A 25,184-nucleotide genomic window follows, 5' to 3' on the forward strand; every position below is an offset into this window, starting at 1 on the left:
AATTAGTTTTGAGGATTCTCGATAGATAATTTTTCTAATTGAAATTGGTTTCTTATTGCGTGATATCAATTGAAAACTTTCTGCAAAAGTTATTAATCCGCTTACCTACAATATAAATAAAATCTTCAATATCGTGCGTGCATCCTGCGGCTGTAGCAGCGGGGAGAACGCGCATGAATATCATTAGAAGCCTCAATCGGCGAATGATGAAATCACGGTCCGGGTCGGCAGCAGTTGAATTTGCAATCGTGGCACCGGTGTTTTTAATGATGATTCTGGGAATGTTGGGCGGGGGTATCTATCTTGGTGCTGTGCATTCCGTACGGCAGCTAACTTCTGATGTCGCACGCGCTACGATCGCCGGGGCGGACGAGGGTGAACGTATTTTTATTGCTAAACATTATGTCAAAACCAATGCTCATAGCTATGCGTTTCTTCGGCAGGACAAGCTTTACATAAGCGTTGAAGACAGCGACATCGTTGCAAACCAATTTGATGTGGAAATCATATTTTACGCTGACGAATTGCCGATATGGAATATCGCTGGATTTTTTCCGTTTCCTAACCGCGAAATTAAAGGCCGCACCTCTATTCGCAATGGAGGGTTTAGCGCATGAAGATTTCAGGCAAAACACTTCGCGCTTTTTATCGCGCTAAAAATGGATCAGTGTATTTTATCTTTGCGGCGGTGTTGCCCCTTTGCTTTTTCTGTTTGGGCTTTGGCGTCGATTTGATGATGTTGTTCACAGAGAAACGACGTGCGCAAGGTGTTGTCGATATCGCGGCGATTATTGCTGCACAAGATCCGTCGAACCCGGAACGCGCAGCCCGTGAGATACTGAGTATAAACGGGTATGACACAGTTAGTGACGTCGAGCTGGGCCAAATGGAAGAGGAAGAGCGTGAAGAAGCGGTCGCGACAAAATCGAGAGTACAGGTCGAGCCAGGCCGATATGTTCCGGATCCTGAGAAAAGCTATAAAGCCCGGTTTGTCGCTGGTCAGACGCCGTACAATGCAGCGCGCGTAACCGTTCGCAAAAATGGAAAATATTTTTTCGTGAATCGATTTGATGCAACGCCGGAAATTGCTGTGCGGGCGACGGCGAGCCGACGAGCGTTAGCCGCATTTTCTGTGGGTTCGCGACTTGCGTCGATCAATGAGGGAATGCTCAATCAGTTATTGGGGGAAATGATTGGGGTGAATTTTTCACTGACGGCCCTCGATTATAAAAACATGCAGGTCGCGGATGTTGAGGTTTTCAGCTTTATCAATGCGCTCGCGATACAGCTTGATGTTGTTTCCGGCACTTATGGTGACGTTCTTGGAAAGAACCCGACATTAGGAGACATAATTGAGGCGATGATTGCCGTGAATGGTGACGGCGAAGCGGCGATGGCGTTGCGAAAAATACAGTCGATTGTCAGTAGAAGCACAAAGAGCATTGATCTGCGCGCTGTGATTGATCTTGGTGATGCCGGTGAGATCTCGCTGGGAGAGCCGGTCGGCGCGGGCTTTCCGGCCCATGTTTCGCTGTTTGATTTTGTGATGGCAAATGCAATTGCGGCGAAGGGTGACGGAATTTTGGAGTTGGATCTTTCCAGTTCTGTTGCCGGACTTGCATCATTAGATGCCATTCTTGACCTGGGCGAGCCAATGCAGAGCTCGCCATGGCTGTCGGTCGGACAAGGCGGGCAGGTGGTCTCAAATGTCCAAGCGCGTTTATTCATAGAGGCAACGATCGGCGGTAAAGGATTGCTTTCTTCGGCTACGATTCGGTTTCCGCTTTATCTAGAGGCGGCCCGCGCCAGTGGCGAGTTGGTCGGTGTCGATTGCCCTGGGGGACGCATTGAGAATGTCACTGTTCGTTTGCAGGGGGCATCGTCAGTCGTTGATGCGTGGATTGGTGAAGCTACTATTGCCAATAGCGCAATGCGTCGTAATCCAAGTGCGGCAATAATCGTAAAAGCACCGGCGTTAAAGGTTTACGGGAAATCTCACGCAGGCACCGAGGCCGGACATGCATCCTATATCGATTTTGATTGGTATGATATTGTTGATGGACGGATAAAAACAACCAGCACGAATAATATACCCGGGCGTCTGTTGGCAAATCTGGTTGATGATATTGAGTTGGAAGTGAACGCGCTCGGATTGGGTCTTAATACCCGTGCTCTGACACGTACCGCAATTCCGAATTCGTTAGAGGAGATTGCAACTCCGCTTGGTACCGTGGTTGATCAAATGCTAGCTGCGTTAGGTATTGGATTAGGGGAGGGCGATTTCCGCGTGAATGGGGCAAAATGCGACTACGCTGTTTTAGTCGAGTAGGCATTCGCGATTAAGAAATTATTCACGAGGCTCTGCTGTAATTTCGCCAATCCCACTCAGAAGGCTGGGCCCCATTCAGAAATTATGGGCAGGACGTGTCGAAGACTGAAAATAATTCGGTTGGCTGGCATTTACTGCGCGTACTGAGCGCAAGATGGGGAGTGAGATGACTGATGAAGACGGGGCAACAAGCGCCAGTGTAAAATCAATAGACAATGCATTCGAAATATTGAATGCCGTTGCTCAACATGATGGACCGATTTCATTAAAAGAGATTGCACTGAGGGCTGGTGTATCGCCTAGCAAGGCCCACCGCTATTTACAAAGTTTGTGTCGTTGCGGATTGATAAACCAAACGCGAAAATCGGGTGCTTATGATCTGGGCGTCGAAACAATGCGCCTTGGCTTGGCCGCCGTCAATCGGGTGGATCTGATAAACAGGGCTGCAGACGGGCTGTCGGAGTTAGTCGAAGCCATTGGGGTTAATGCCTATATCTCGGTCTGGAGTGATCTCGGGCCAACGGTAATACGAACCGAACGGCTAGCATCAGCGTCAAATGCCTTTTTGGGGCCGGGCGTTTCGTTGCCTATGTTTACCTCGTCGACTGGTCTCATTTTTGCCGCGTTCGCATGTAAACCGGTTCTGCGCGAGGCATTATCTAGGGAGGCGGAAAGCAGAGGCGAGCCATTTAACAGGCTGTCGGAGCATTGGATGCCGCTGCTTAAAGAAATTCGCGAAGTGCGATATGCGCGCTACTCAAGCGATCTTATACCTGGGCAGCATTACATTTCTTCGCCGATTTTGTCGCTTGATGATCAGATCCTCGCCTGCGTGACTTTAGTCGCGAAGGACAGCCGATTGGCCGCGAAAGATAGTCGAGCGATCAATACGTTGCTCAAATTCTGTAAAAAATATTCGCTGCCCAAGCGCGGATATTTTTATCCCAACCAAATCGAAGAAAAAATCGCGGTGTAGGCTGATTAAAACGAATCTTTCAATGCGCGGGTTTTCGCAAATACATCAACAGCTGATGCGCCGTCCATGTTGATATTTGTCTGCAGTGATTTGTCTTCTGCGCGCAAAAAAGGATTGGTCGCCAATTCTTTTTCAACGGTTGTTGGTACCGTCGGCAGGTTCTGCGCGCGCATCGAATCAACCTCTTTTGCGCGCGCTTGTAGTGCCGCGTTCGACGGATCTACGCTTAGGGCAAAGGCGGCATTTGCTTTTGTGTATTCATGTGCGCAGTAGAGCTTAGTCTCGTGCGGCATCGATGAAATTTTCTGAAGCGAAGACCACATTTGATCAGGCGTGCCCTCAAATAGCCGTCCGCAGCCCATCGCAAAAATTGTATCACCAACAAATGCGGCGGCATCATCTTCGAAGTGATAAATAATATGACCCAAAGTGTGGCCGGGCGTATCAAATACCTTGGCTATTGATTGCCCAAGTTCGACGACGTCGCCGTCGCCAACGACGCGATCAATGCCGGGGATTTTTTCTTGCTCATTTTTCGGACCGATGATCTGACATCCCCATTTTTCCTTCAATGCCAGATTGCCGCCCGCGTGGTCGAAATGGTGATGGGTGTTTAGAATATGCGTTAGTTTCCACCCGGCGCTTTCAAGCTCATTGTTGATGGCACCCGGGTCCGGCGTATCAATGGTCGCGACCAATCCGCTTTCATGATCTCGAATAAGATAGCCGTAATTGTCGGAAAGGCAGGGAAATTGGCGTATCTCTATCGGCATCGGTAATATCCTGTTAACTGAGTTCGCACTCATAATCGGCTAATACTCAACATAATCATCGCGGACTGGTGTTGCAAAGCAACCCTCGCGGCAGGCGGCGGAAATAGAATGCGAACCGACATTCTGGATATTCACGATTTTTATCGCTCGCCCTTGGGCGGGGTTGCGCGCGATTTTATTGCCAGCCGCGTGAGTGCGGCGTGGGGCAAAGGGGCTGGGCTCAAAATTGCCGGGTTTGGCTATGCGAATCCCTATCTTGAGGTTCTGGAGCAGGCAACAGCGCGATTTGCGCTCGCGCCAGGCGGTCAGGGCGTCATTCGCTGGTCACCGGGGGCCGCCAATGCGGCGAGCCTTGTGAGGGAATCGGATTGGCCGGTCCCTGATGCAAGTCTTGATCGGGTTATAATCGTTCATGGATTGGAGGAGGCCCCCGCGCCACAACGCCTGATGCGCGAAGTCTGGCGCGTTCTGAAAGATGATGGCCGGGTGATTATTATCGCGTCCCATCGCCGCGGCCTATGGTCGGTCATCGATACGACGCCGTTCGCGGCCGGACGGCCCTATTTGCGGCGCCGATTGGAAGGATTGCTGCGGGATGCCCTGTTTCGGCCGACCGCATGGGATAGTGCGCTGTTTTTCCCGCCGGTTAAGAATAGGCTGATCGTCCGGGTTGCGCGGACATGGGAGCGTGCTGGCGCTATGCTCTGGCCCGGCCTTGGTGGGGTTATCATGGTGGAAGCCGAAAAGGATATGCTCTCGCCAATCGGGTTGGTACGACAGGCGGGGGTGCGGGCGGTCCGCCCCGCAATCGCTGCGCCCCAACCCCTGCGCCACCAATCAAGGCATGATGTTGCCGATCCTTCGCTTGCATCGCGGGGACAGAGGTCGCTATAGACCCGCTAGGTGACTTTTAAGGACAATTTCGATGGCTCTCCCCACGCCCCGCGCTGGTATTCTCGATATCGAAGCCTATGTGCCCGGTGCGTCTGCGGCACCAGGTTCTGAGGAAGTATTCAAGCTATCCTCAAATGAATCCGCATTGGGAGCGAGCGAAAAGGCAATCGAAGCCTATAAGAAAGCCGGAGAGGCGCTCTATCTCTATCCTGATGGGGGTGCCAATGCGCTACGTGAGAAAATTGGCGAGATTCACGGAATTGACCCCGCGCAAATTGTCTGCGGTGCTGGTTCGGATGAGATATTGCAACTCCTGACAAATGCATATGTCGGCGAGGGTGACAATATCGTCCAAAGCAAGCACGGCTTTTTGGTCTATGCAATTGCCGCACAAAGCTGCGGCGCGACCGCGCGTTTTGCGCCGGAGAGTGATCTGACAACGGATGTTGATGCGCTCTTGAACGAAGTCGATGATCGTACACGGATTGTGTTCGTAGCTAATCCAAATAACCCTACCGGTACATATATCCCCGAAAGTGAATTGCGGCGCTTACGGGAGGGGTTGCGCGAAGACATCTTGCTCGTCATCGATTCTGCTTACGCAGAATTTGTCGATGAAGCTGATTACAGCGCCGGTGAGGGTCTTGTCAGCGAGTTTGAGAATGTTGTGATGACGCGTACATTCTCTAAGATTTACGGCTTGGCTGCGTTGCGGCTTGGCTGGGGGTATTGCCCTGTACATATCGCAGATGTTCTGAACCGAATTAGAGGCCCGTTCAATGTTTCTTCGGCCGCGCAGGCCGCAGGTGTTGCCGCGCTTTCAGACCAGAATTTCGTCAGACAAAATCGCGAACATAACTATGAAGAACGTAAATTTCTGGAACAGCAAATAGGTGGTATGGGGCTCACTTTCGTACCAAGCTATGGCAATTTTATTCTCGTAAAATTTCCTGATGAAGAAGGGTATCGCGCGTCTGATATCCATGCCTATCTAAAACGCAATGGTGTAATTGTGCGTGAAATGGGCGGTTATCAATTGCCTGAATATCTTCGCATTAGTATCGGCCCCAGAGCCGGAAACAGAAAACTAGTTGATTTGCTTACTGAGAAATTTAACCGTGAATAAAAAACCATCCATAAAATTTAAGCGAGCGGCGGTCGTCGGTGTCGGTTTGATTGGTTCATCGCTCGCGCGCGCGCTGCGTGAACGTGATGTCGCTGAGACTGTTATTGGCGTTGATCAGGACGAAGATATTCTTGCCCGCGCAAAGAAAATTGGTGTCATTGATCACGGGTTCTCTAGTCTTGATGAGGGGGTAAAGGGTGCGGACCTTATTATCCTATCAACGCCGGTCGGTGCATTGACAGAAATTTGCCGGAAGGTCTCTGACTGCGCAGAAGACGGTGCTTTAATAATCGATGTCGGCTCCGTTAAGGGGGTCGTTTTAGATGCGGCTAAAGCCCTGCCGGATCGCATTTTCTTTGTTCCCTGCCATCCGGTCGCCGGTACAGAGCAATCCGGGCCGGAAGCGGGTTTCGCGAGCCTGTTTGAAAAGCGATGGTGTATCATTACGCCGTTAGAGCGCAATGATGCGCCTTATCTCGAAGCGGTGAAGCAGGCGACGGGCTTATGGACCGCGATTGGTGCCGAGGTCGAGGTTATGGATGCTGCGCATCATGACCTTGCTCTGGCGGTGACGAGCCATATTCCGCACTTAATAGCGTTTACGATGATAGGCGCGGCAGATGATATCGAATCTGTTGCGCAGGGCGAAGTGGTTAAATATTCGGCAGGTGGTTTTCGCGACTTTACGCGAATAGCGGCGTCGGATCCGGTAATGTGGCGGGATGTTTTTCTTAACAACCGAGAGGCCGTTCTAGAGGTTTTGGGCCGCTTTTCCGAAGAACTTGCGGTCATGCAACGCGCAATCCGCTGGGGCGATGCGGATGCGCTTTATAATGCCTTTTCGCGTGGTCGGAGTTTGCGTCGCGCTATTGTCGATGCGGGACAAGAAACAGCGGCACCAAACTTTGGGCGCGATGAGCCTCATGTTTCTGGAGAGGAAAGTTAATTCCTCTCCGGATCAATTGGATCACATCTCTTCGTCCATTTCGGGTACATTTATCGAAATATCAGCGTGATATTTACCGCGCATGGTTTTCGATCTTGTCGCAATGCTCAGGTAACGCTCGAAAATTGATTCCGCCATCTCGTCGCCTTCCATCGCTTCGGCGATTGCGGCATCAGATTGCGCCAATGCGACGGCATCTTCTGCATAGGAGATGATGGTGACGGAATTCCCTTCCGTGCCGAGACTATCCCAGCTGACCTGATATGGATAAGGCAGATCCTTCTCTGCCATAAGCGCTTTGTAATCAGCGAGAAGTTCGCGCATCTCATCCTTTTTGCCGTAATCATAATAGAACGTGTCAATTTCCATATATGATCCGGCCTCAGCACCTTCTGGCCAATAAGAGAGGTCTGCGTCATCGATCGTGAAAAAGGTGTGAGAATTCGTCATAGCACCTAAAAAGTCATCCATGGCCCTTTCAAACTTTCGACCGCCTTTTTCTTCGACCGCATTGCGGGCAGCCCATAATGCGTCGACATCAGCAAAGTTTTTTAAGGGTGTGACCATCCAATGCATATTGCGCCAAGACCCGACATAGTCGGTATAGGCGTAGTCATTTGCAATGGCGGTGTCTCGGATCACTTTCCAGGCCTCTTTGAATTGCTCCTCTTTTGACGGGTCAATCTCGAATAACGAGACCATATTCATCTTCCGTTCTTCCATATCTTGGCCGAGTGAAATGGAAGAAAAGATCAGTGTAGATAGAAAGGTAAAAAGGAAAACACGTAATTTACCCATGGCGTAGCACTCCTTATGTTGATCGGCATGAATGGAGATACGCAACTGATTGGCCGCTTGACCAATGGGGCACAGCACATTCGATCGCTTAGCAGCGATTTATCGCTTCAAAATTTGGATGGTTTAATTCCCACCTCGCCCCAATTACGGGTAGATTTTCACACCGGCGCAATATTGTAAATATTGCGCCGCAATAGAACCAGTAATTATACGGATTATCCGTCTAGGCAGGACGTTCGTCTATTATCACATCATAGCCCCAAAGGGTCTCTATATGCGTGAGAACGGCTTCGCTCGTCTCTTCTTTAAGTAGGCGATCATTGTGAACCATATGCTGTAAACGGAGGGTTCTATCTCCCTCCAAATCCGCCCCCACCACTTGGATGTTGGGTTCGTGCATACCTAGATCATACATTGCCGAGAGTGTTTGGCGTACACGGCGGAAGCCATGTTCGTTGTGAATTGCCGAGATCTCTACATGGGATTCTTGAGAATCATCGCCAATGGCGAACATACGCATATCCCGCATGACGGTTGGTGACAGGTACTGCAAAATAAAACTTTCATCACGGTAATTCGCCCAAGCGTCTTTCAGGACGGACCGCCAGTCACCGCATCCGGCAATATCCGGAAACCAATCCCGGTCTTCTGGTTTGGGGTCGGTACAAATGCGTTTGATGTCTTCCATCATAGCAAAGCCCAACGCATAAGGATTAATACCGGAATAGCGTTGATCGTCGAAATCGGGTTGGAACACGACCGATGAATGCGAGTGCAAGAACTCCATTATCGACCCTTCGCTTATCTGGCCGCGATTATAGAGTTCATTCATGATGTAGTGATGGACAAAGGTTGCACAGCCTTCATTCATCACCTTCGTTTGCTTCTGCGGATAAAAATATTGGGCGATGTTTCGAACGATACGAACCAGCTCTCGTTGCCAAGGGCGAAGAACCGGGCTGGCTTTTTCAATGAAGTATAAGAGGTTTTCTTCGGGCATTTTTATATCCCGGACTTCGGCCTGGCGTTCTTCCTTCTCGCTTTCATTTTCTTCTGTATTCGGAAGGGTGCGCCAAATATCGTTAAAGCTCGTTTCTTCATGTTTTATGCGCGCCGCAATTTTTTCAATCCGATCGGCTTCGGAAAGCCGGGGCGGGCGGTTATAGCGAAAAACGCTTTGGTCCATCAGCGCATGCGCGGCGTCAAGAACCGCTTCAACTTCTTCAAGACCATATTCGTCTTCGCATTTCGCGATGTATTTTTTCGAGAAATCCAAATAGGGAAGAATTGCTTCGGCGTCCGTCCATTGACGAAACAGATAATTGTTTTTGAAAAAGTGGTTATGTCCGAAGGATGCATGCGCCATGACGAGCGCTTGCATGGTCATTGTGTTTTCTTCCATCAAATAGGCGATGCAAGGGTCGGAATTGATCACAATTTCATAGGCAAGGCCGGACCAGCCCTTTTGATAACTCATCTGGTCGCGGGCAAAATGTTTTCCGAATGACCAATGCTTATACATCAGCGGCATGCCATGGGATGAATAGGCATCCAGCATCTGTTCCGACGAGATAATTTCGATCTGATTTGTATAAACGTTCAGACCAAGATCGTTTAACGCGATGTCTTCGATCGCATCGTAAGCGGTTTTCAGCCGGTCAAAGGTCCACTCTGAATCCGGATAGAGCAGCGAAGTCGATGAATTGCTCACGCCGCCTCCTTGTTATTTCTGGCAAAAAGCTCCCGGAAGACGGGGAATATATCTTGCGGGCGGGCAATGCGGGTCTGCGCAAAATTGGGCCAAGCCGGCGCGAATGTCCTGTAGGCGCGCCATAATTCTGCGCCGGAGCTAGCGTCTGAAAAAACCTCAAGCTCTCGTTCGTCGAGAATCTCGATATAGGCATAGTACTGCGAAATCGGCATCACCGAGTCGTTCAGCATCTCGACGCACCGTTGCGCGTCGCCGCTTTGGGTAAAGCCATCAGATGCCTGCGCTACATAGATATTCCATTCGTGCGCAGGAAACCGGTCTTTCTGAACTTCCAGCATTTTCTCAAGCGCGGTTGAAACAACCGTGCCGCCCGATTGCCGCGAATAGAAAAATGTCTCTTCGTCAACTTCTTCGGCGTGGTGGGTATGGCGAATGAAGACAACTTCCACCCGTTCATAGCGCCGTTTCAGGAAGAGATAGAGCAGCATATAAAAACGCTTCGCCAGATCTTTCTCTCGCTCGCCCATCGATCCCGATACATCCATCAAACAGAACATCACGGCGGCTGTGGTTTCAACCGGCGTCGGTTCATATGCGTTAAACCGGAGATCGAGCGGGTCGATGAAGGGCGTAAAGCGTCTGCGCCGCTCCATCTCTTCGAGCTTCGCGAGAATATCTTTTTTTTCGGCGATCTCTTCGTCACTTGGCTGCGCAATACGTTCCAGTTCAAAAAGGCGTTCTTTCAACTCATTGATGGCTTTCGTTGAAGGACGCTTTAAAGCCAACCGCCTTCCATGTGCGTTCCGCATTGTACGCACAAGGTTCATATTTGTCGGCGCACCAGAAACCGTTATGCCCGCGCGTTTAAAGGCGTAGGATTTTATTTCTTTGAGTGACCGCTTCACCAAATTGGGGAGTTCGAGATCTTCGAAGAAAATATCGAGAAATTCTTCCTGACTAAGCGTGAATTGAAATTCATCCTCACCCATGCCGGAATCGCTAGCGTCTTTTCCGCGTCCGCGGCCGCCGCCTTTCGGAGGTTTTTTCAGCCGGTCACCGGCGTCAAATTCTTTATTGCCTGGATGAACCGCCTCACGCGCGCCTTTTTCGCGATCATGTGTAAAGCGCGGTTCGGCAGTCGATTTCGATGGTATCGAAATTTTTTCGCCCCGGTCGAGTTCTTTAACCGATCTGTCACGGAGCGATTTGTTGACAGCCTCTTTGATTTGCGAACGTGCGCGTTTCAAAAACCGCTGACGGTTGCCAAGCGACTTGCCCTTTGGGTTTTTTCGCCGGTCGATAAAGTGGAATGAATTCACCGCATTTTCGCGGCGGGCCGCAGAGGGGCGGGGTTACCGCAATTGCTATGCCCGCTCGCGCCTTTCACTTAACCCGCTTTGTTTACGCGCATGTACCATTCGACCAGACGACGGACCTGGCGCGGCGTATATCCACGCTCGGTCATGCGGCTGACGAAGTTTTCGTGCTTTTGCTCCGTGTCGCTGTCCTTTTTCGAGTCGAAAGAAATAACTGGTAGCAAATCTTCCACCTGCGAGAACATTCGTTTCTCGATGACATTTCGGAGTTTTTCGTAAGACGTCCATTTCGGATTCATGCCGTCATTGTTCGCACGGGCGCGCAGCGCGAATTTAACGACCTCATTTCGGAAGTCTTTCGGATTGGCAATGCCGGCCGGTTTCTCAATTTTCGAGAGTTCCTGATCGAGCGTTGCACGATCAAGCAATTGGCCAGTGTCTGGGTCTTTGTAATCTTGATCTTCGATCCATGCATCAGCAAAGGCGATGTAACGATCAAAGAGGTTTTGACCATATTCGGCATAGCTTTCGAGATAGGCTTTTTGAATTTCCTTCCCGATGAAATCCGCATAGCGTGCCGAGAGTTCGGATTTGATAAAATCGAGATATTCTTTCTCTGTCTCATCCGGATACTGTTCGCGTTTGATGGCATTTTCGAGAACATACATCAGGTGGACAGGGTCCGCTGCGACCTCATCCGTATCGAAATTAAATGTTTCGGACAGAACCTTATAGGCGAACCGCGTTGATATACCGTCCATGCCTTCGTCGATGCCGGCAGCATCGCGATATTCCTGAAGGGTTTTGGCTTTCGGGTCTGTATCCTTGAGTTTCTCGCCGTCATAAACGCGAAGTTTTGAATAGAGATTTGAGTTCTCGTGCTCTTTCAATCTCGTCAGAACTGAGAAGCGTGCCAAAAGGTCGAGTGTTTCTGGTGCGCATGGTGCCTGTGACAATTCAGAATGCGCGAGAAGTTTCTCATATATCTTCTGCTCTTCGGTCACGCGCAGGCAGTATGGCACCTTGATCACATTGATACGATCAAGAAACGCCTCGTTATTCTTATTGGCGCGGAATTGCTGCCACTCGCTCTCATTGGAGTGCGCAAGAATAATCCCTTGGAAAGGAATTGGGCCTAGGGCCTCCGTGCCGATATAGTTGGATTCCTGCGTCGCCGTCAGTAGGGGGTGAAGTACCTTGATCGGTGCTTTGAACATCTCGACAAATTCGAGGAGTCCCTGATTAGCCCGGCATAGGCCACCCGAATAGGAGTAGGCGTCAGTATCGTCCTGACTGAAATGTTCCAGTTTGCGAATATCGACCTTGCCGACCAGAGTGGAAATATCCTGATTGTTTTCGTCGCCAGGCTCTGTCTTCGCAATTGCTGTTTGACGAAGTTTTGACGGAAACAGCCTGACCACTTCGAATTTCGAGATATCGCCGCCAAATTCATCGAGGCGCTTGACCGCCCATGGGCTCATTAAGCCATTGAGGCGGCGTTTTTCGATGCCGTATTTGTCTTCAAGGAGGCTTTGGAGTTCTTCGCTTTGGAATAGGCCTAGCGGGCTCTCGAACACAGGTGAAATTTCGTTACCGGCCTTTAGGACGTATATCGGATGAATTTCCATCATGTCTTTCAGGCGCTCAGCCAGCGATGATTTACCGCCGCCGACCGGACCAAGAAGGTAAATGACCTGACGCTTTTCTTCGAGTCCTTGCGCGGCGTAACGGAAGAACGACACGATGCGTTCAATGGTGTCCTCCATCCCGTAGAAACCGTCGAAGGCTTTATAGTGTCTAATCGTCCGATTAGAGAATATTCGCGCAAGGCGCGGATCTTTCGAGGTGTCGATGAGTTCCGGCTCGCCGATTGCCTTGACCATTCTCTCCGCAGGCGAAGCATAAAGCATTTCGTCGTCGCGAGCGGCGAGTAGGTAATCTCTGAGGCTGATCGCCTCCTGTTTCATCTTTGTGTAGCTTTCAGAAAACTTGTCAAAGACATCAAGAGATTCGTCGGTCATAATCACACGCTCACTTTTCACTCGTTCGATTGCGGGGTCCGCCGCTGTTGGAAACAAAAAAGGCGCTGGTTAAACCAGCGCCCCCACTCACTCTATAAAACCATCCTGCACGTCATTAGGAAAAACCGTTTCTACGATTACGTTCTCAAACTTTACCCTATGAATCATATGGCGCTTGTTTGTCGTGAAGCAAGGCTGATCGGAGATCAATAAATTCCCTTCTTCGTGAACGGTACACATAGCCGGTTTGCCTTTGTTACTACTTTTCGCTTCTTCCCTTGCCGAATTCGATAATATCCCACCCTGTATGCGACACGGTTTTGTGCGCAATTCTAGGTTAACCCGAAGGCTCCTAATATTTGGTTTCGCATTGATGACTCGTTCTTAAACAATATAACACTATTTTATTCAAAGAGCGATAGATTAATTGTTCCGAACCCGGCCCAATTTCTGCCCTATTTTAAAATTGCGAAGTTGTTCTCTTTTTTTGATTGGAAGGTTCTGCCAATTTCTTGCAATGACCATCGCGCGGCATAGTTGGCATTAGCGCTTTCATGCGGCGGCTGCCAAGAAATTAACCAATTCACAATCTACCTTTACGACTCACAAAATTGCGAATGTCGGGCCTTCAAATTTATTCGACCGGCGCGCTATTCGAAAGCAAATCGTCGTCAATATTTTCCCGGCGTTCGTCTTCAATGATTTCCTCCAAATGCTTATCTGGCGCGACATCCAGCGATTCCTTCCGGCGCTGTTTGGGTTGCGATTTTTCGGTTTGTGCTTGCGGCGGGCGTTCTTTAATACTTGCTAGATCCGCCAAAGCAGGGGCATTATTGTCGTCAAATCGCAAACGATAAATTGGTTCCGGCAGGGCAAAGCCAGCCGATTCCAGCGCATCTTTTGCTGCCGCTAATGCGATTGAACGCGACTTTTGAAAATTCGTAGTCTGTTGATCGATCCAAGCAGCAAAATAAATGACGATATTTGAATCGCCCACATGCTTGATAAAAGCGATCGGCTGTGGCGCTTTCGACACAAATTTTAAGTCAGAAATTGCCGAAATTCCCGTCTCGATGGCCGCAAGGGGGTCGTCATTCGCGTCGACACCGAGTTCAAATTCGAATCGCCGCTCCGGGTTTCTGGTGTAATTCAGGATTACGGCTTTAAATACGACTGCGTTCGGAATGCGCAGATGGTTGCCATCAATGGTCATAAGTATGGTCGCCCGGGATGTGAGGCGGATAACGTGACCTTCATTCCCATCAATGACGACGTGCTCATTTGGCCTAAAGGGCTGACGCAATGAAAGCATGATTGATGCGATATAGTTTTCAATTGTGTCGCGCACGGCAAAGCCGATTGCCAAACCAAGCACACCGGCGGCACCCAGAAAGGCCCCTAGTAACGCCGTTGCATCAAGAATGCTGAGCGTAATAACAAGCGCAAACAAAATGAAGACAGAACGTGTTGTTGTAGAAACCAGTTCAGCAATAAAACTATTCGGCGTTACGCGGCTCCACAACCAGTTCCACTCACTGACCAGCCAGCCCAAAAAACTTATGATAACAAAGATGGTTGCGGCTAGACCTATTAACGGTGCGGTTCTTATTGTGTCATTGACGAATGTTTCCAGCTGGCCGACTGTTGGGGTGATCCGCGTAGAGAGTGATACATCCCGTTCGATTTTATTCTCGATGGTCACAACGCCATCGATCCGCGAAACGATCGATTCTGCGCGTTCGGCTGCGTCGCTGCTTGCCGTCGTGCCCGTCAGGGTTACAACCCCGGCATTCACGGTTGCGTCCACGCGCTCCAAGGCCTCAATTTGTGCAAAGATGTCGTCAATGCGCGCCGCGATCTCGGCGTCACTAGCATCCGGCGGCGCGGCATTAATGACCGGGTCTGGGTCGCTGGTCCCGGTCTGCGCCAGCGCAGTGCCTAGCCCAATGGCGAAGGCCAAAATAAAAATGAGTGTCCGCATTCACTGCAAACACTCATTCGTCGTTTTGGTTCAATTATCGAAGATGTGCTTCTTATCGCGCCAGCGCTTCGTCGATTAATTGCGCAGTTGCACGCGCGCCGTAGATTTTCGCAAATGGTCCCATGCGGGGGCCTTGCTCCTGTCCGAAGACGACTTCGTAGAGGCCTTTGAACCAGTCTCGGATATTCTCAAAGCCATTGGCCTTGCCGGCGTCAAAAACGGCAGTTTGAAAATCCCCTTCTGCGCCATCATCGCCAATCTCTTTCAGGCGAGCAGAAAGCATTTCCAAGGCCGCGCGTTCATTTTCCGTTGGGGTACGGTATTTTTTATTCGGCTTGATGAATTGCTCATAATATCGGCCAGCAAAAGTGATCATCGCATTGGCCGCGGCCAATTCTTCATCAGTCGCGTCGGGGCGATATTTCTTGATGAAACCGCGCAGCACTTCTTCGTCGCCAGCACCAGCAGCATTAACGAGATTGAGCAGCATGGCGAAGTTCACCGGTGGCATTAGGGAAGGCGGATTTCCTTCGTGAATATGCCAAACCGGATTGTCGAGGGCTTTTGCGCCTTCTTGTTGTGCAAATTTCTCAAGATGCGACCAATATTCGTCGGCAACTTTGGGAATGACATCAAAATACAGTTTCTTGGCCGATTTCGGGCTTTGGAACATGTATAGCGACAGGCTTTCTGGCGACGCGTAAGTCAGCCATTCCTCGATAGAAATGCCATTGCCTTTTGTTTTTGAGATTTTTTTGCCTTCCTCGTCGAGGAACAGTTGGTAATTGAAACCCGCAGGCGGTTCGCCGCCCAGCGCTTTTACGATCCGATTGGAAAGGCGAACAGATTCAGTCAGGTCTTCGCCAGACATTTCGTAATCAACACCAAACGCAAACCAACGTCCGGCCCAATCGACTTTCCACTGAAGTTTGGTGTTGCCGCCGCAAACGCTCGTGCGGACTTTGGTACCGTCTTCGTCTTCGAACACGACCTCGCCTTTTGCTGCGTCAATTTCCAACATAGGTACGTAAAGCACCCGGCCTGTTGTGGGCGAAATCGGCAGGATCGGCGAATAGCTCGCGCGGCGTTCTTCACCCAATGTCGGGAGAATAATATTCATCACCGCGTCATAACATTCGAGCACACGGATCAATGTCGAATCGAACTCGCCCGACCGATAGCAATCTGTCGACGATTTGAATTCATAATCGAATCCAAACTGATCGAGAAAGTCACGGAACTTCGCATTATTATGATGCGCAAAGCTTTGATGCGTACCCCATGGGTCAGGAACTTCGGTCAGCGGCTTTTGTAGGGAAGCTGCCAATAATTCCTGGTTCGGTAATTGCGGTGGGACTTTGCGCATACCGTCCATATCATCGGAGATCGAAATCAGCCGCGTTTCTCGTCCGGTCAAAAGCTCGAATGCACGGCGGACCATCGTGGTACGGGCCACTTCGCCGAATGTGCCAATATGCGGTGGTCCGGAAGGGCCATAGCCGGTTTCAAATACGACCGGACCATCCTTCTTGATCTTATCAAGACGCTTGATGAGGTTTTTCGCTTCTTGAAACGGCCAAGATTTGGCGTTCAGAGCCTCTTCGGCGGTGAATGTCTTGATATGCGGGGCGGTCATGTTTTTGCCTTCCAGATGTTTAAAGGCGGAGGTTTAACGCCCGCTGGCGCGGCGTCAATTCCCCTATAGATAAAGCCCTCCGGCGTGATCTTGTCTGAGTGGTTGCCGTTTGACCTATCCGCGGCTAGCTTCCGGCTTATTGGCTCTCATGCGGTGAGGGCTGTCCGAAATTCAGGAGCTTATTCATGGCAACAGGGCCAGCCGCCTTAACCCCGCAAGAAGCCGTCATTTATCTGATGGTTATGGCTTCTGCGTCTGATGGTGTGATCAAGGACGAGGAATTACGCACGATTGGCCGCGTCGTTCGGTCATTTCCGCTATTTTCCGACGCGGATGAGAGTGGGCTGGTGAAAACGGCCGAAGCCTGTGGTGGACTGATGTCGTCTGAGGGCGGCCTTCATAAAGTGCTTGAGGCTGCCGCAGCGGCGCTGCCAGAACATTTGGCCGAAACTGCCTATGCTGCGGTGGTCGAGGTCATAACCGCAGATGAAAATCTCGATATGACCGAGATCCGCGTGCTTGAACTCATCCGGAATGCGCTCAAGGTTTCTGATGAAGGCGCGCAAGCGATTGATCATGCCGCGCGGGCGCGGCATATGACGGCCACTGATGCAGGCGCTTAGGCCGCCATTGCAAGCCAGCACACGCCAGCGACGATGAAGGCGACAATCACGTTCAAGATTGCGCCTTCGCGCGCCATACTGGCGATTGAGACTTTCCCCGTACCATAAATGATCGCATTCGGTGCCGTCGCAACCGGCAGCATAAATGCGCATGAGCAAGAAATTGCGGCTGGGATCATTAGTAATTCTGGTTTGATGCCTGCGCCCATAGCGACGGCGGCCAATAGCGGCATGAGTAGATTTGCCGTTGCTGTATTGGAGGTGATTTCCGTAAGGAACGTCACCGACAGACATAGCCCGATCATCATCAAGAACACCGGCGCGCTGGTCAGGCCGGTTAGCTGCTCCCCAAGAAGAATATCGAGACCGCTCGCACGAAATCCAGCGGCGATACAAATACCGCCTGCAAACAATAGAAGCATACCCCAAGGAATATCGACCGCATGTTTCCAATCGAGAATGGCACCGCCTTTGCCGTTGGGGACCAAGAACATAAGAATCACCGCGAAAATCGCGACGGTCGAATCCCCCGCGCCTTCCATTCCGAGCAGCCCGGCCCAGCCCCCAAAGGGCTCAATGCGGGTGATCCATAAGGTGATGGCAATCGCGAATATGATAAGCGTTCGTTTCTCTTCGATGCGCCACGGCCCGAGTTCTTGGAATTCTGGTGTTTTGATACCGCCCATCGACCGGGTGAGCCAAAGGCCCATGATTGGAATTCCAATGACGACGATGGGCACGCCGATTTTCATCCAGCTTAAAAATGACAATTCAGACCCGGTTGCTTTGAAATAGGCGTCCGCAAAGATCAAATTTGGCGGGGTGCCAATAAGCGTGGCGGTTCCGCCAAAAGATGCGGCATAGGCGATTCCCAACAATAATGGTGTCGCCAATTTCTTGTTTTCGGCCTGGGTAAGAATGGCAAGTGCCATTGTGCTGAGCATCAATGTCGTGGCTGTATTTGAAATCCACATCGAAAGGATACCAGCGGCGATCATAAAGCCGAGGACCAGTCGCCGTCCGGAGGTGCCGACGATCCGGATCATATAAAGTGCCAAACGCTCATGGACGCCGGACTTTTCCAGCGCTTTTGACAGCATGAATGACGCCATCAAGAGGACGATGACATAACTGCCCAAGGCCGATGCGGTTTCCCGTTGATCCATCACTCCCGCGAGTGGAAACAGCGCAAAAGGCACTAGCGAGGTTGCGGGAATGGGCAGGGCTTCTGTCACCCACCAGACTGCGGTAAGTGCGGTAATGGTTATCGTCGCTACGATTTCTCGCGGTAATCCGACACTATATGATGTAAGCCCCGCCGCGCAGGCGATGATGACGCCCAGCAAAATTCGAAATGTCCTCATAGTAGAACATCTGCCGGAATCGCTAAACGCTGTCTAGATTGAAGAAGCGCTTAGATTCAATTTGTTGTGGCTAGTAAGAGCGCAAAAAAATCACCAATCGCGACAATCCTCTGGACCGGCAAGGCGCTGCGCGCTAGGCCGTTGGTCCATGGACAATGATATGACAACCTCGGTGGTTTACCGAATTGCGACTGAGGCGGAATGGCGTTCCGCTCAAGAAACCGGTTCAGTGCCGCAACGCGATATTGATGTGAAAGATGGCTATATGCATCTTTCCACAAAATCGCAGGCTTTAGAGACCGCTAATATTCATTTCGCAGGACACGATGACTTGCTGCTTTTGGAGATACCAATCGCGCCCATCGCTGAATTTGTGAAGTTCGAATTGGCCCCCAAACGCGGCGAAAAATTTCCGCATTTATATGCCCCCTTGAAAGCTGCTGATATTGCGCGCGTCGTCCGCCTAATAGATACGCCGGACGGATTTAAGTTTGGAGAATGTTTGTGAGAGCGCCAATGATGATTGCCGATCTCGGCGCGCGGGCGATGGGGTTATTGGACCCTGAAACGGCGCATCGCATGACTGTTATGGCGCTCAAGACAGGATTGGGGCCGCGCGCCTCAAAGGAAACGCCACGGCTTGAAATCAATGTGGCGGGATTGTCATTCCCCAACCCTCTAGGATTGGCCGCGGGCTTTGATAAAAACGCGGAAGTACCGAATGCCATGCTCAATATGGGATTTGGTTTTGTCGAGGTGGGTGCAGTAACGCCGCGCCCGCAAGCTGGGAATTCTAAGCCCCGCGTTTTTCGGTTGCGCGACGACGCTGCGGTGATCAATCGTTATGGTTTCAATAATGATGGCCTGGAGGTTATAGCAGGGCGTTTGCGGTCTCGCGAACGCCGCGGCATAATCGGTATTAATCTTGGTGCCAACAAAGATAGTGAAGACCGCACCGAAGATTATGTGACAGGTGTAAAGGGGCTGGCTGGCCTTGTTGACTTTTACACCGTCAATATTTCCTCTCCGAACACGCCGGGACTAAGAACCCTTCAAGATAAATCTGCACTTAGCGATCTATTGACGCGCGTTCAGAATGCGCGAAACGAAGCTTCGCCCGATACGCCGGTTTTCCTTAAAATCGCACCAGACCTCGCTGATGAGGATAAAGCGGATATCGCCGAGATCGCGCAGAAACTGGCGCTTGATGCGCTGATTGTTTCCAATACAACGATCGCGCGTCCTGAATCCTTGCGCAGTCATTCCGCGCCCGAAGCTGGCGGGCTTTCGGGTCGGCCTCTTTTTGCGCCATCGACAGCGTTATTGCGCGAATTCTATCAGGAAGTTGGCGGTGTCATTCCGCTGATAGGCGTTGGCGGAATATCATCCGCACGCGACGCATACGAAAAAATTCTTGGTGGTGCCAGCCTTGTTCAGCTTTACACCGCATTGATCTACGAAGGGCCGGCGTTGGTTCCACAGATCATTGACGATCTGATTGGATATCTCGACAAAGATGGTTTCCGCACGATCAACGAAGCCATCGGCGCGGGTCATTCTTAGGTCGCGAAAGAACGACCAATACGCGGCAACCAAACTGCAAGGGTAGCGGCGCGTAAAAGAAAATACAAAGAAAACGCAGCCCACAGGCCGTGATTGTCAAAACGCCCGGCGAGCCAGAGCGACGCCGGGATGAAAATCATCGTCGATATAATCATCGAATCCCGCATTTCTTTTGATCGGGTCGCGCCAATGAAGATGCCGTCGAGTTGGAAACCGATGACGACAATAAGCGGGCTTATAACCACCCATGGCATGAACGCTTTCGTTGTCGCGCGGATCGAACCTTCCGGCGTCAAAAGGGCAATGATCGCATCTCCGGCGAGTGCGTAAAACACCACAAAACCAACCGCAGCAATTCCAGCCAGAATGAAAGTTTTTCGAACGGCAATATGATATCGCTCTTGCGCCAGTGATCGGTTGCGTGCGCCAGCCGCCTGTCCCACCAAGGTTTCTGCGGCGATGGCAGTTCCGTCCAAGGCGAGGCCAGTAAACAGGAATAGCTGTAGCAAAACTTGATTTGCCGCCAGCGTCACATCACCAAAAGCGCCACCGCGCTGGACAAACCACGCAAATGAAAATGCGAGCAACAGTGTACGGACAAAAATATCGAAATTGATAGCAACAGTTCGCTTGATGCGGAGCGGGTCGCGAATGTCCTTGAGGTTCCAGTGGCATTTAATTCCGCCATGATCATTTAAAACGATCACGACTAAGCTGGCCGCAACAAAGAAACCGGCGATTTCCGCGATTAAGGTTCCAGAGGCAACGCCAGCTGCGCCCCAATCAAGCCCAACCACGAACCAGTAATCGAGAATGATATTGAGCACCGTCATGAACACACTGGCGATCATGAGGAAATCCGTGCGCCCACGTGCAGTGAGCCAACCAAAAGCGGCGTAGGAAGCTAGCGCGAAAGGTGCCCCCCAGATTCTGATTTCGAAATATTCCCGTCCAGCGTTCAGCGTCGCAGCGCTTGCCTCTGACCCTGTGCCTAATAGCAAGAATGCGAAATCACCGATCGGCAGTTGGAGCGCGGTTAAAAACAACCCGATGACGCCGCCGATCAACCCGCCTCGAATTAGGACTGCGCGCGTTTCGCTCTCGTCCTCGGCACCGGCTGCTTGCGCGGTCAGGCCAGCGACGCTCATCCGGATGAAGCCAAATGTCCAATAGGCGAGCGAGAATATTACGGACCCCAAGCCAACCGCCGCAATATCGAGTGGCCGCGAAGATTGGGCCAATGCCCACACATCAACCGCGCCCAATAATGGTGTAACCGAAGCGGCCACAGAGGCGGGCCAGGCCAAACGCAGGATTTTTCTGTAGGTGATATCGGTGGCGATTTGATTCATCAGGTCTGTCTATATTGCCAATCGAGCCATGACCATAACCGCCGGACAAACAATCAATGCTCTTGCTGGCGATGGGGAAACCGTGAAGAATGGTCAATGTGAGAGAAGATTGGGAACATTGGCAATCGCCGCCCGGCGGGACCGGGAACGAATTCGACAGCGCGGAAATTGGTGCGCTTGCGCATCTCTATCGCGGTGAAGTCTACCGTTCCACAATTTGGCGGACACGTCTGGACAATACGACAAATTGGTCGGTCGTCACTTTGGGGATTGCGCTGTCGGTGACCTATGCATCGCCCAATGCTTCGCCATTGCCGCTTTTACTGGTCGGTATTTTGATCTGTATGTTCCTGATATTGGAATCGCGGCGCTATCGCTTTTTCAATGTGTGGCGGGCCCGCTGTCGGTGGATTGAGACAAACTTCTACGCGCCGATGCTCTTTCGCTCAACGCGGCCAGAGCCGGGCGAGTGGCAGGACGTATTAGCGAGCGATTACCTGACGCCGGAATATCATATCGGATTTTGGCGCGCGATGGGGCGGCGCTTACGGCGAAATTATATGTGGATATTCAGTTTTCAGGCAGTTTCCTATTGCGGGAAAATTATCATCCACCCGACGCCATTAAATACATTTGGTGAATTTGTGGATCGGATGGCCGTTGGTCCATTTAACGGCACGCTCATATTTCTTTTTGGCGTGGTTTTTCATGGTTCCTGGGTCACCTTGGCGTTATGGACCCACATTCTAGACACCCGTAAACATAAAACCCGCGATGGTGTCGGCGGGATGGGTTAGTCGCCGGCGAATTCTAACCTGAACCCGTCACCCTTTTTCACGATCCGGTAAAAGCATGAGCGCCGATTTGTGTGGCAGGCAGCGCCCGTCTGTTCGACAATCAGTTGAATGACATCCTGATCGCAGTCGGTCCGGATCTCGACGACTTTCTGGGTGTGGCCAGAAGTTGCCCCTTTTCGCCAGAATTCTTGGCGCGACCGCGACCAATACCACCCCTCACCAGTGTCTATGGTTTTTTTGAGGGCTTCGCGGTTCATATAAGCGACCATCAAAAGCTGGCCATTGTCAGCATCGGACACGACCACAGGGATCAGCCCCGTATCGTCAAATTTCGGTGCAAAAACGCGCGATTCGTCGATTTTCTCGTCCAGCGCGTCGCGGTCGGCAAAGTGGCTTTCATCGGTCATTCGCGCAACATAACGATAATGAGGTTTGTGGAAAGTCATTTTCCTCGCCCGGATAGAATGTTGCGTCCCTGCGCCGGTCCGGCTAGCAAACCATAAAAGCGAAAGAGCAGGCCAATGGCGTTAAGAATTTACGATAGCATGACCAGAGAAAAGCGGGTGTTCGAGCCTGCGGACCCAAATCGGGTTACGCTCTATGTCTGCGGTCCGACGGTTTATAGTTACGCACATATTGGCAATGCGCGATCCGCCGTCGCTTTTGATTTGCTGTTTCGGGTATTGCGGAATCGCTATGGGGCCGATCACGTGGTCTATGCCCGCAATATCACCGATATTGATGACAAGATTATCAAAGCATCAAAGGAAACCGGCGAACCGATCAACGAGATTACCGAAAAATTTGCTCGAATCTATCGCGATGATATGGGCGCGCTTGGCGTTATCCTGCCGAATAAAGAACCGACTGCGACCGCAAACATTGATGGTATGATCGCAATGCTCGAAAAGCTGGTCGAGGCCGATGCCGCCTATGCCGCGAATGGTCATGTCTTGTTTTCCATCGATAGCTATGACGCGTACGGAGAGCTTTCCGGTGTCGATCGCGAGGAAATGTTAGCGGGTGCCCGCGTGGAAGTGGCACCCTATAAAAAAAATCCGGCTGATTTTGTGTTGTGGAAACCGTCTGCCGATGACGAGCCGGGCTGGGATTCGCCTTGGGGGCGCGGCAGACCCGGATGGCATTTGGAATGCTCTGTTATGATCCGTCAGGAATTGGCGGAAACGATCGACATTCATGGCGGTGGTCAGGACCTCCGCTTCCCGCATCATGAGAACGAGATTGCCCAATCTGCCTGCGCGCATCACGGTGCGCCACTGGCGCGCTATTGGATGCATAATGGTTTCCTCCGTATGGGAAGCGATAAAATGTCAAAATCGCTTGGCAATGTCGTCTTGGCGCATGATCTATTGGAACAATGGCCGGGGGAGGTGGTACGCTGGGCGCTTCTTTCAGCGCATTACCGGCAACCGCTTGAGTGGACCGAGGAGTTGTTGCGTCAATCCAAAAAGCAGCTCGATCGCTTTTACCGACTGCTCGAAGATATAGAGTTCGATGACACACATGAGAACGCACCGGACGCAGTGATTTTCGCGCTCGAAGATGATTTGAATACGCCAGAGGCAATCGCCGCGCTTCATGAGTTGCGTGACAAGGCAAGCCAGTTGGACGGTGACGCCCGCAAAGAGGCTCTTCGCGATCTTCGCAATGCCGGTCGATTGATGGGCTTTTTAAACGAAGAGCCGCGGCGATGGTTTAAAGGCATATCGGCAGATGGGCCAAGCGCCGAAGAAATTGATGCGCTGCTTTTGGAACGTGCTGAGGCACGAAAAGCAAAGAATTTTGCGCGTGCTGATGAAATTCGTGATATGCTCGCCGAGAAGGGAATCGTCATCGAAGATGGCCCACAAGGAGCCACTTGGCGAAAAGAATAATCTATGCGCCTTATAGAAGCGATTTTTCCGGCGGATCACTTGGACAAAGTAAAATCCGTCGTTGAAGAATGCGAACCGGCGCATTGGAGATTTTCGGAAAAAGAAGAAAAAGACAGAATTGTGTTGCGCGCGTTCTTCGCGGTCAGCGGTGCGCAATCACTCGTCGATGAGCTTCAGGAGATATGCAGCGATAGCGATGATTGGCGGATTCTGGTCTTGCCGGTCGAGGCGACCGCACCGCAAATTGAAGAGGATGACGAGCTAAAAGAAGAAAAGCGGAAAAAAGAAAAACGCGCATTGCGCGAAGAAATCTACGAAGACGTGGCATCAGGTGCCGCGCTTAGTTCTGACTTTTTTGTTCTGACCTTCGTATCGACCATTGTGGCGGCGCTCGGTCTTCATGCGGATAATGTAGCCGCAGTTATCGGCGCAATGGTGATCGCGCCGCTGCTTGGTCCGATTTTGGCGGTTACGTTGGCGATCGCATTAGGTGATTTCAAATTGTTATCGCGCGCCGGGCGGAATGCGGTTGCGGGCCTGAGTTTAGGTTTGCTGACCTCTGTTTTGATGGGCTTATGGCTAGGCGTGAATTACGAAAGCCAAGAGCTTATGAGCCGAACGGTTGCGGGGCTCGATTCGCTGGTTTTGGCGTTGGCTGCCGGTGTGGCGGCGGCGCTCTCGATCGTCACAGGGATTTCTGCGGCGCTTGTCGGGGTTATGGTTGCGGTGGCGCTATTGCCGCCAGCGGCAGCGGCTGGGATTTTTCTGGGGGCCGGTGAGTTCGAATATTTTGGGCGGTCGGTCCTATTATTGTCGGTCAATGTGGTCTGCATCATGATCGCCGCGCAGATCGTATATTTCTACAAAGGTATTCGGCCCAGAACGTGGCTGGAGAAAAAGCAAGCCGGCAAAGCTGCGCGCCTTAATATGTTGATATTGGGGATCATGCTTGTGGCGTTAATTGCAATTATTGTTTTTGCGCCAACTGGATCAATGCCTGATGTTCCCGGCGTTGGCGGCTAGAATCAATTCGCAAATTCGTGAACGGGCATCCCGTTGATGTGCGTTTAAAAAGCGTTTTTG

Annotated in this window: 22 protein-coding genes and 1 pseudogene; 12 read left to right on the forward strand and 11 right to left on the reverse strand. The window is 51.2% G+C overall.

The window, feature by feature from the left end; genetic code table 11:
* Positions 1–173: 173 nt before the first annotated feature.
* From ABFZ83_RS13700 to ABFZ83_RS13710, 3 genes and pseudogenes are all read left to right on the forward strand, one after another.
* Positions 174–617 carry a TadE/TadG family type IV pilus assembly protein gene (locus ABFZ83_RS13700; RefSeq protein WP_411817113.1) on the forward strand — a complete coding sequence of 148 codons (444 nt, stop codon included), beginning with the start codon at positions 174–176 and terminating at the stop codon, positions 615–617.
* A complete protein-coding gene (locus ABFZ83_RS13705) occupies positions 614–2,329 on the forward strand; it encodes a TadG family pilus assembly protein (protein WP_411817114.1) in 1,716 nt (571 codons plus the stop codon). The genes ABFZ83_RS13700 and ABFZ83_RS13705 overlap by 4 nt, the downstream gene beginning before the upstream one ends.
* Before the next feature lie 166 nt (positions 2,330–2,495).
* A pseudogene (locus ABFZ83_RS13710) lies at positions 2,496–2,672 on the forward strand (helix-turn-helix domain-containing protein); the annotation flags it as partial.
* A gap of 414 nt (positions 2,673–3,086) precedes the next feature.
* Here ABFZ83_RS13710 and ABFZ83_RS13715 read toward each other — a convergent pair.
* On the reverse strand, positions 3,087–3,149 hold the full coding sequence (locus ABFZ83_RS13715; RefSeq protein ID WP_411818843.1) for a hypothetical protein: 63 nt from the start codon (positions 3,147–3,149) through the stop codon (positions 3,087–3,089).
* A 161-nt stretch (positions 3,150–3,310) separates the two neighbouring features.
* Positions 3,311–4,078 carry a hydroxyacylglutathione hydrolase gene (gene gloB, locus ABFZ83_RS13720; RefSeq protein ID WP_411817115.1) on the reverse strand — a complete coding sequence of 256 codons (768 nt, stop codon included), beginning with the start codon at positions 4,076–4,078 and terminating at the stop codon, positions 3,311–3,313.
* A 108-nt stretch (positions 4,079–4,186) separates the two neighbouring features.
* Here gloB and ABFZ83_RS13725 point away from each other — a divergent pair, with 108 nt between their 5' ends.
* Genes ABFZ83_RS13725 through ABFZ83_RS13735 form a run of 3 tightly spaced genes read left to right on the forward strand, consistent with a single transcriptional unit; the run spans position 4,187 to position 7,044 of the window.
* Complete coding sequence (locus ABFZ83_RS13725; protein ID WP_411817116.1) at positions 4,187–4,972, forward strand: class I SAM-dependent methyltransferase; 786 nt, start codon at positions 4,187–4,189, stop codon at positions 4,970–4,972.
* 31 nt (positions 4,973–5,003) lie between these two features.
* Positions 5,004–6,098, forward strand: coding sequence for a histidinol-phosphate transaminase (hisC, locus tag ABFZ83_RS13730; RefSeq protein ID WP_411817117.1), 1,095 nt, complete (start codon positions 5,004–5,006; stop codon positions 6,096–6,098).
* Positions 6,091–7,044 carry a prephenate/arogenate dehydrogenase family protein gene (locus tag ABFZ83_RS13735; RefSeq protein ID WP_411817118.1) on the forward strand — a complete coding sequence of 318 codons (954 nt, stop codon included), beginning with the start codon at positions 6,091–6,093 and terminating at the stop codon, positions 7,042–7,044. The genes hisC and ABFZ83_RS13735 overlap by 8 nt, the downstream gene beginning before the upstream one ends.
* Before the next feature lie 21 nt (positions 7,045–7,065).
* On the opposite strand, the gene ABFZ83_RS13740 is transcribed toward ABFZ83_RS13735, so the two are convergent.
* The 6 genes from ABFZ83_RS13740 to ABFZ83_RS13765 form a co-directional block, all read right to left on the reverse strand.
* Positions 7,066–7,842 (reverse strand): hypothetical protein, encoded by a 777-nt coding sequence (locus ABFZ83_RS13740; RefSeq protein WP_411817119.1) that lies wholly within the window; start codon positions 7,840–7,842, stop codon positions 7,066–7,068.
* A gap of 223 nt (positions 7,843–8,065) precedes the next feature.
* Positions 8,066–9,553, reverse strand: coding sequence for a SpoVR family protein (locus ABFZ83_RS13745; protein WP_411817120.1), 1,488 nt, complete (start codon positions 9,551–9,553; stop codon positions 8,066–8,068).
* Positions 9,550–10,872 carry a YeaH/YhbH family protein gene (locus tag ABFZ83_RS13750; RefSeq protein ID WP_411817121.1) on the reverse strand — a complete coding sequence of 441 codons (1,323 nt, stop codon included), beginning with the start codon at positions 10,870–10,872 and terminating at the stop codon, positions 9,550–9,552. The genes ABFZ83_RS13745 and ABFZ83_RS13750 overlap by 4 nt, the downstream gene beginning before the upstream one ends.
* 68 nt (positions 10,873–10,940) lie before the next feature.
* Positions 10,941–12,890, reverse strand: a complete 1,950-nt coding sequence (locus ABFZ83_RS13755) for a PrkA family serine protein kinase (protein WP_411817122.1) — start codon at positions 12,888–12,890, stop codon at positions 10,941–10,943.
* Positions 12,891–13,524: 634 nt separating this feature from the next.
* Positions 13,525–14,871 (reverse strand): mechanosensitive ion channel domain-containing protein, encoded by a 1,347-nt coding sequence (locus tag ABFZ83_RS13760; protein ID WP_411817123.1) that lies wholly within the window; start codon positions 14,869–14,871, stop codon positions 13,525–13,527.
* A gap of 52 nt (positions 14,872–14,923) precedes the next feature.
* Positions 14,924–16,507, reverse strand: a complete 1,584-nt coding sequence (locus ABFZ83_RS13765; protein ID WP_411817124.1) for a lysine--tRNA ligase — start codon at positions 16,505–16,507, stop codon at positions 14,924–14,926.
* A 185-nt stretch (positions 16,508–16,692) separates the two neighbouring features.
* Here ABFZ83_RS13765 and ABFZ83_RS13770 point away from each other — a divergent pair, with 185 nt between their 5' ends.
* Positions 16,693–17,130, forward strand: a complete 438-nt coding sequence (locus ABFZ83_RS13770) for a tellurite resistance TerB family protein (protein ID WP_411817125.1) — start codon at positions 16,693–16,695, stop codon at positions 17,128–17,130.
* Here ABFZ83_RS13770 and ABFZ83_RS13775 read toward each other — a convergent pair.
* Positions 17,127–18,494 (reverse strand): SLC13 family permease, encoded by a 1,368-nt coding sequence (locus tag ABFZ83_RS13775; RefSeq protein ID WP_411817126.1) that lies wholly within the window; start codon positions 18,492–18,494, stop codon positions 17,127–17,129. The genes ABFZ83_RS13770 and ABFZ83_RS13775 overlap by 4 nt on opposite strands.
* Before the next feature lie 160 nt (positions 18,495–18,654).
* Between ABFZ83_RS13775 and ABFZ83_RS13780 the strand changes: the two genes are divergently transcribed.
* Complete coding sequence (locus tag ABFZ83_RS13780) at positions 18,655–19,002, forward strand: DUF952 domain-containing protein (RefSeq protein WP_411817127.1); 348 nt, start codon at positions 18,655–18,657, stop codon at positions 19,000–19,002.
* A gap of 8 nt (positions 19,003–19,010) precedes the next feature.
* On the forward strand, positions 19,011–20,057 hold the full coding sequence (locus tag ABFZ83_RS13785) for a quinone-dependent dihydroorotate dehydrogenase (protein ID WP_411817128.1): 1,047 nt from the start codon (positions 19,011–19,013) through the stop codon (positions 20,055–20,057).
* On the opposite strand, the gene ABFZ83_RS13790 is transcribed toward ABFZ83_RS13785, so the two are convergent.
* Positions 20,054–21,409 carry an MATE family efflux transporter gene (locus ABFZ83_RS13790; RefSeq protein ID WP_411817129.1) on the reverse strand — a complete coding sequence of 452 codons (1,356 nt, stop codon included), beginning with the start codon at positions 21,407–21,409 and terminating at the stop codon, positions 20,054–20,056. The two genes, ABFZ83_RS13785 and ABFZ83_RS13790, sit on opposite strands and share 4 nt — an antisense overlap.
* Positions 21,410–21,498: 89 nt before the next feature.
* Here ABFZ83_RS13790 and ABFZ83_RS13795 point away from each other — a divergent pair, with 89 nt between their 5' ends.
* The gene (locus ABFZ83_RS13795; protein WP_411817130.1) at positions 21,499–22,206 is read left to right on the forward strand and encodes a DUF2270 domain-containing protein; all 708 of its coding nucleotides are present in this window, start codon (positions 21,499–21,501) and stop codon (positions 22,204–22,206) included.
* Here ABFZ83_RS13795 and hisI read toward each other — a convergent pair.
* Positions 22,203–22,613, reverse strand: a complete 411-nt coding sequence (gene hisI / locus ABFZ83_RS13800; protein WP_411818844.1) for a phosphoribosyl-AMP cyclohydrolase — start codon at positions 22,611–22,613, stop codon at positions 22,203–22,205. The genes ABFZ83_RS13795 and hisI overlap by 4 nt on opposite strands.
* Positions 22,614–22,727: 114 nt before the next feature.
* On the opposite strand from hisI, the gene cysS reads away from it, so the two are divergent.
* Both cysS and ABFZ83_RS13810 read left to right on the forward strand, forming a co-directional pair.
* A complete protein-coding gene (gene cysS / locus ABFZ83_RS13805) occupies positions 22,728–24,101 on the forward strand; it encodes a cysteine--tRNA ligase (RefSeq protein ID WP_411817131.1) in 1,374 nt (457 codons plus the stop codon).
* Between the two features lie 3 nt (positions 24,102–24,104).
* Entirely contained in the window at positions 24,105–25,124 is a 1,020-nt protein-coding gene (locus tag ABFZ83_RS13810) for a TIGR00341 family protein (RefSeq protein ID WP_411817132.1), read from the forward strand.
* Positions 25,125–25,184 lie beyond the last annotated feature (60 nt).

The organism is Hyphococcus formosus (genome assembly GCF_046736345.1).
Classification (GTDB): domain Bacteria; phylum Pseudomonadota; class Alphaproteobacteria; order Caulobacterales; family Parvularculaceae; genus Hyphococcus; species Hyphococcus formosus.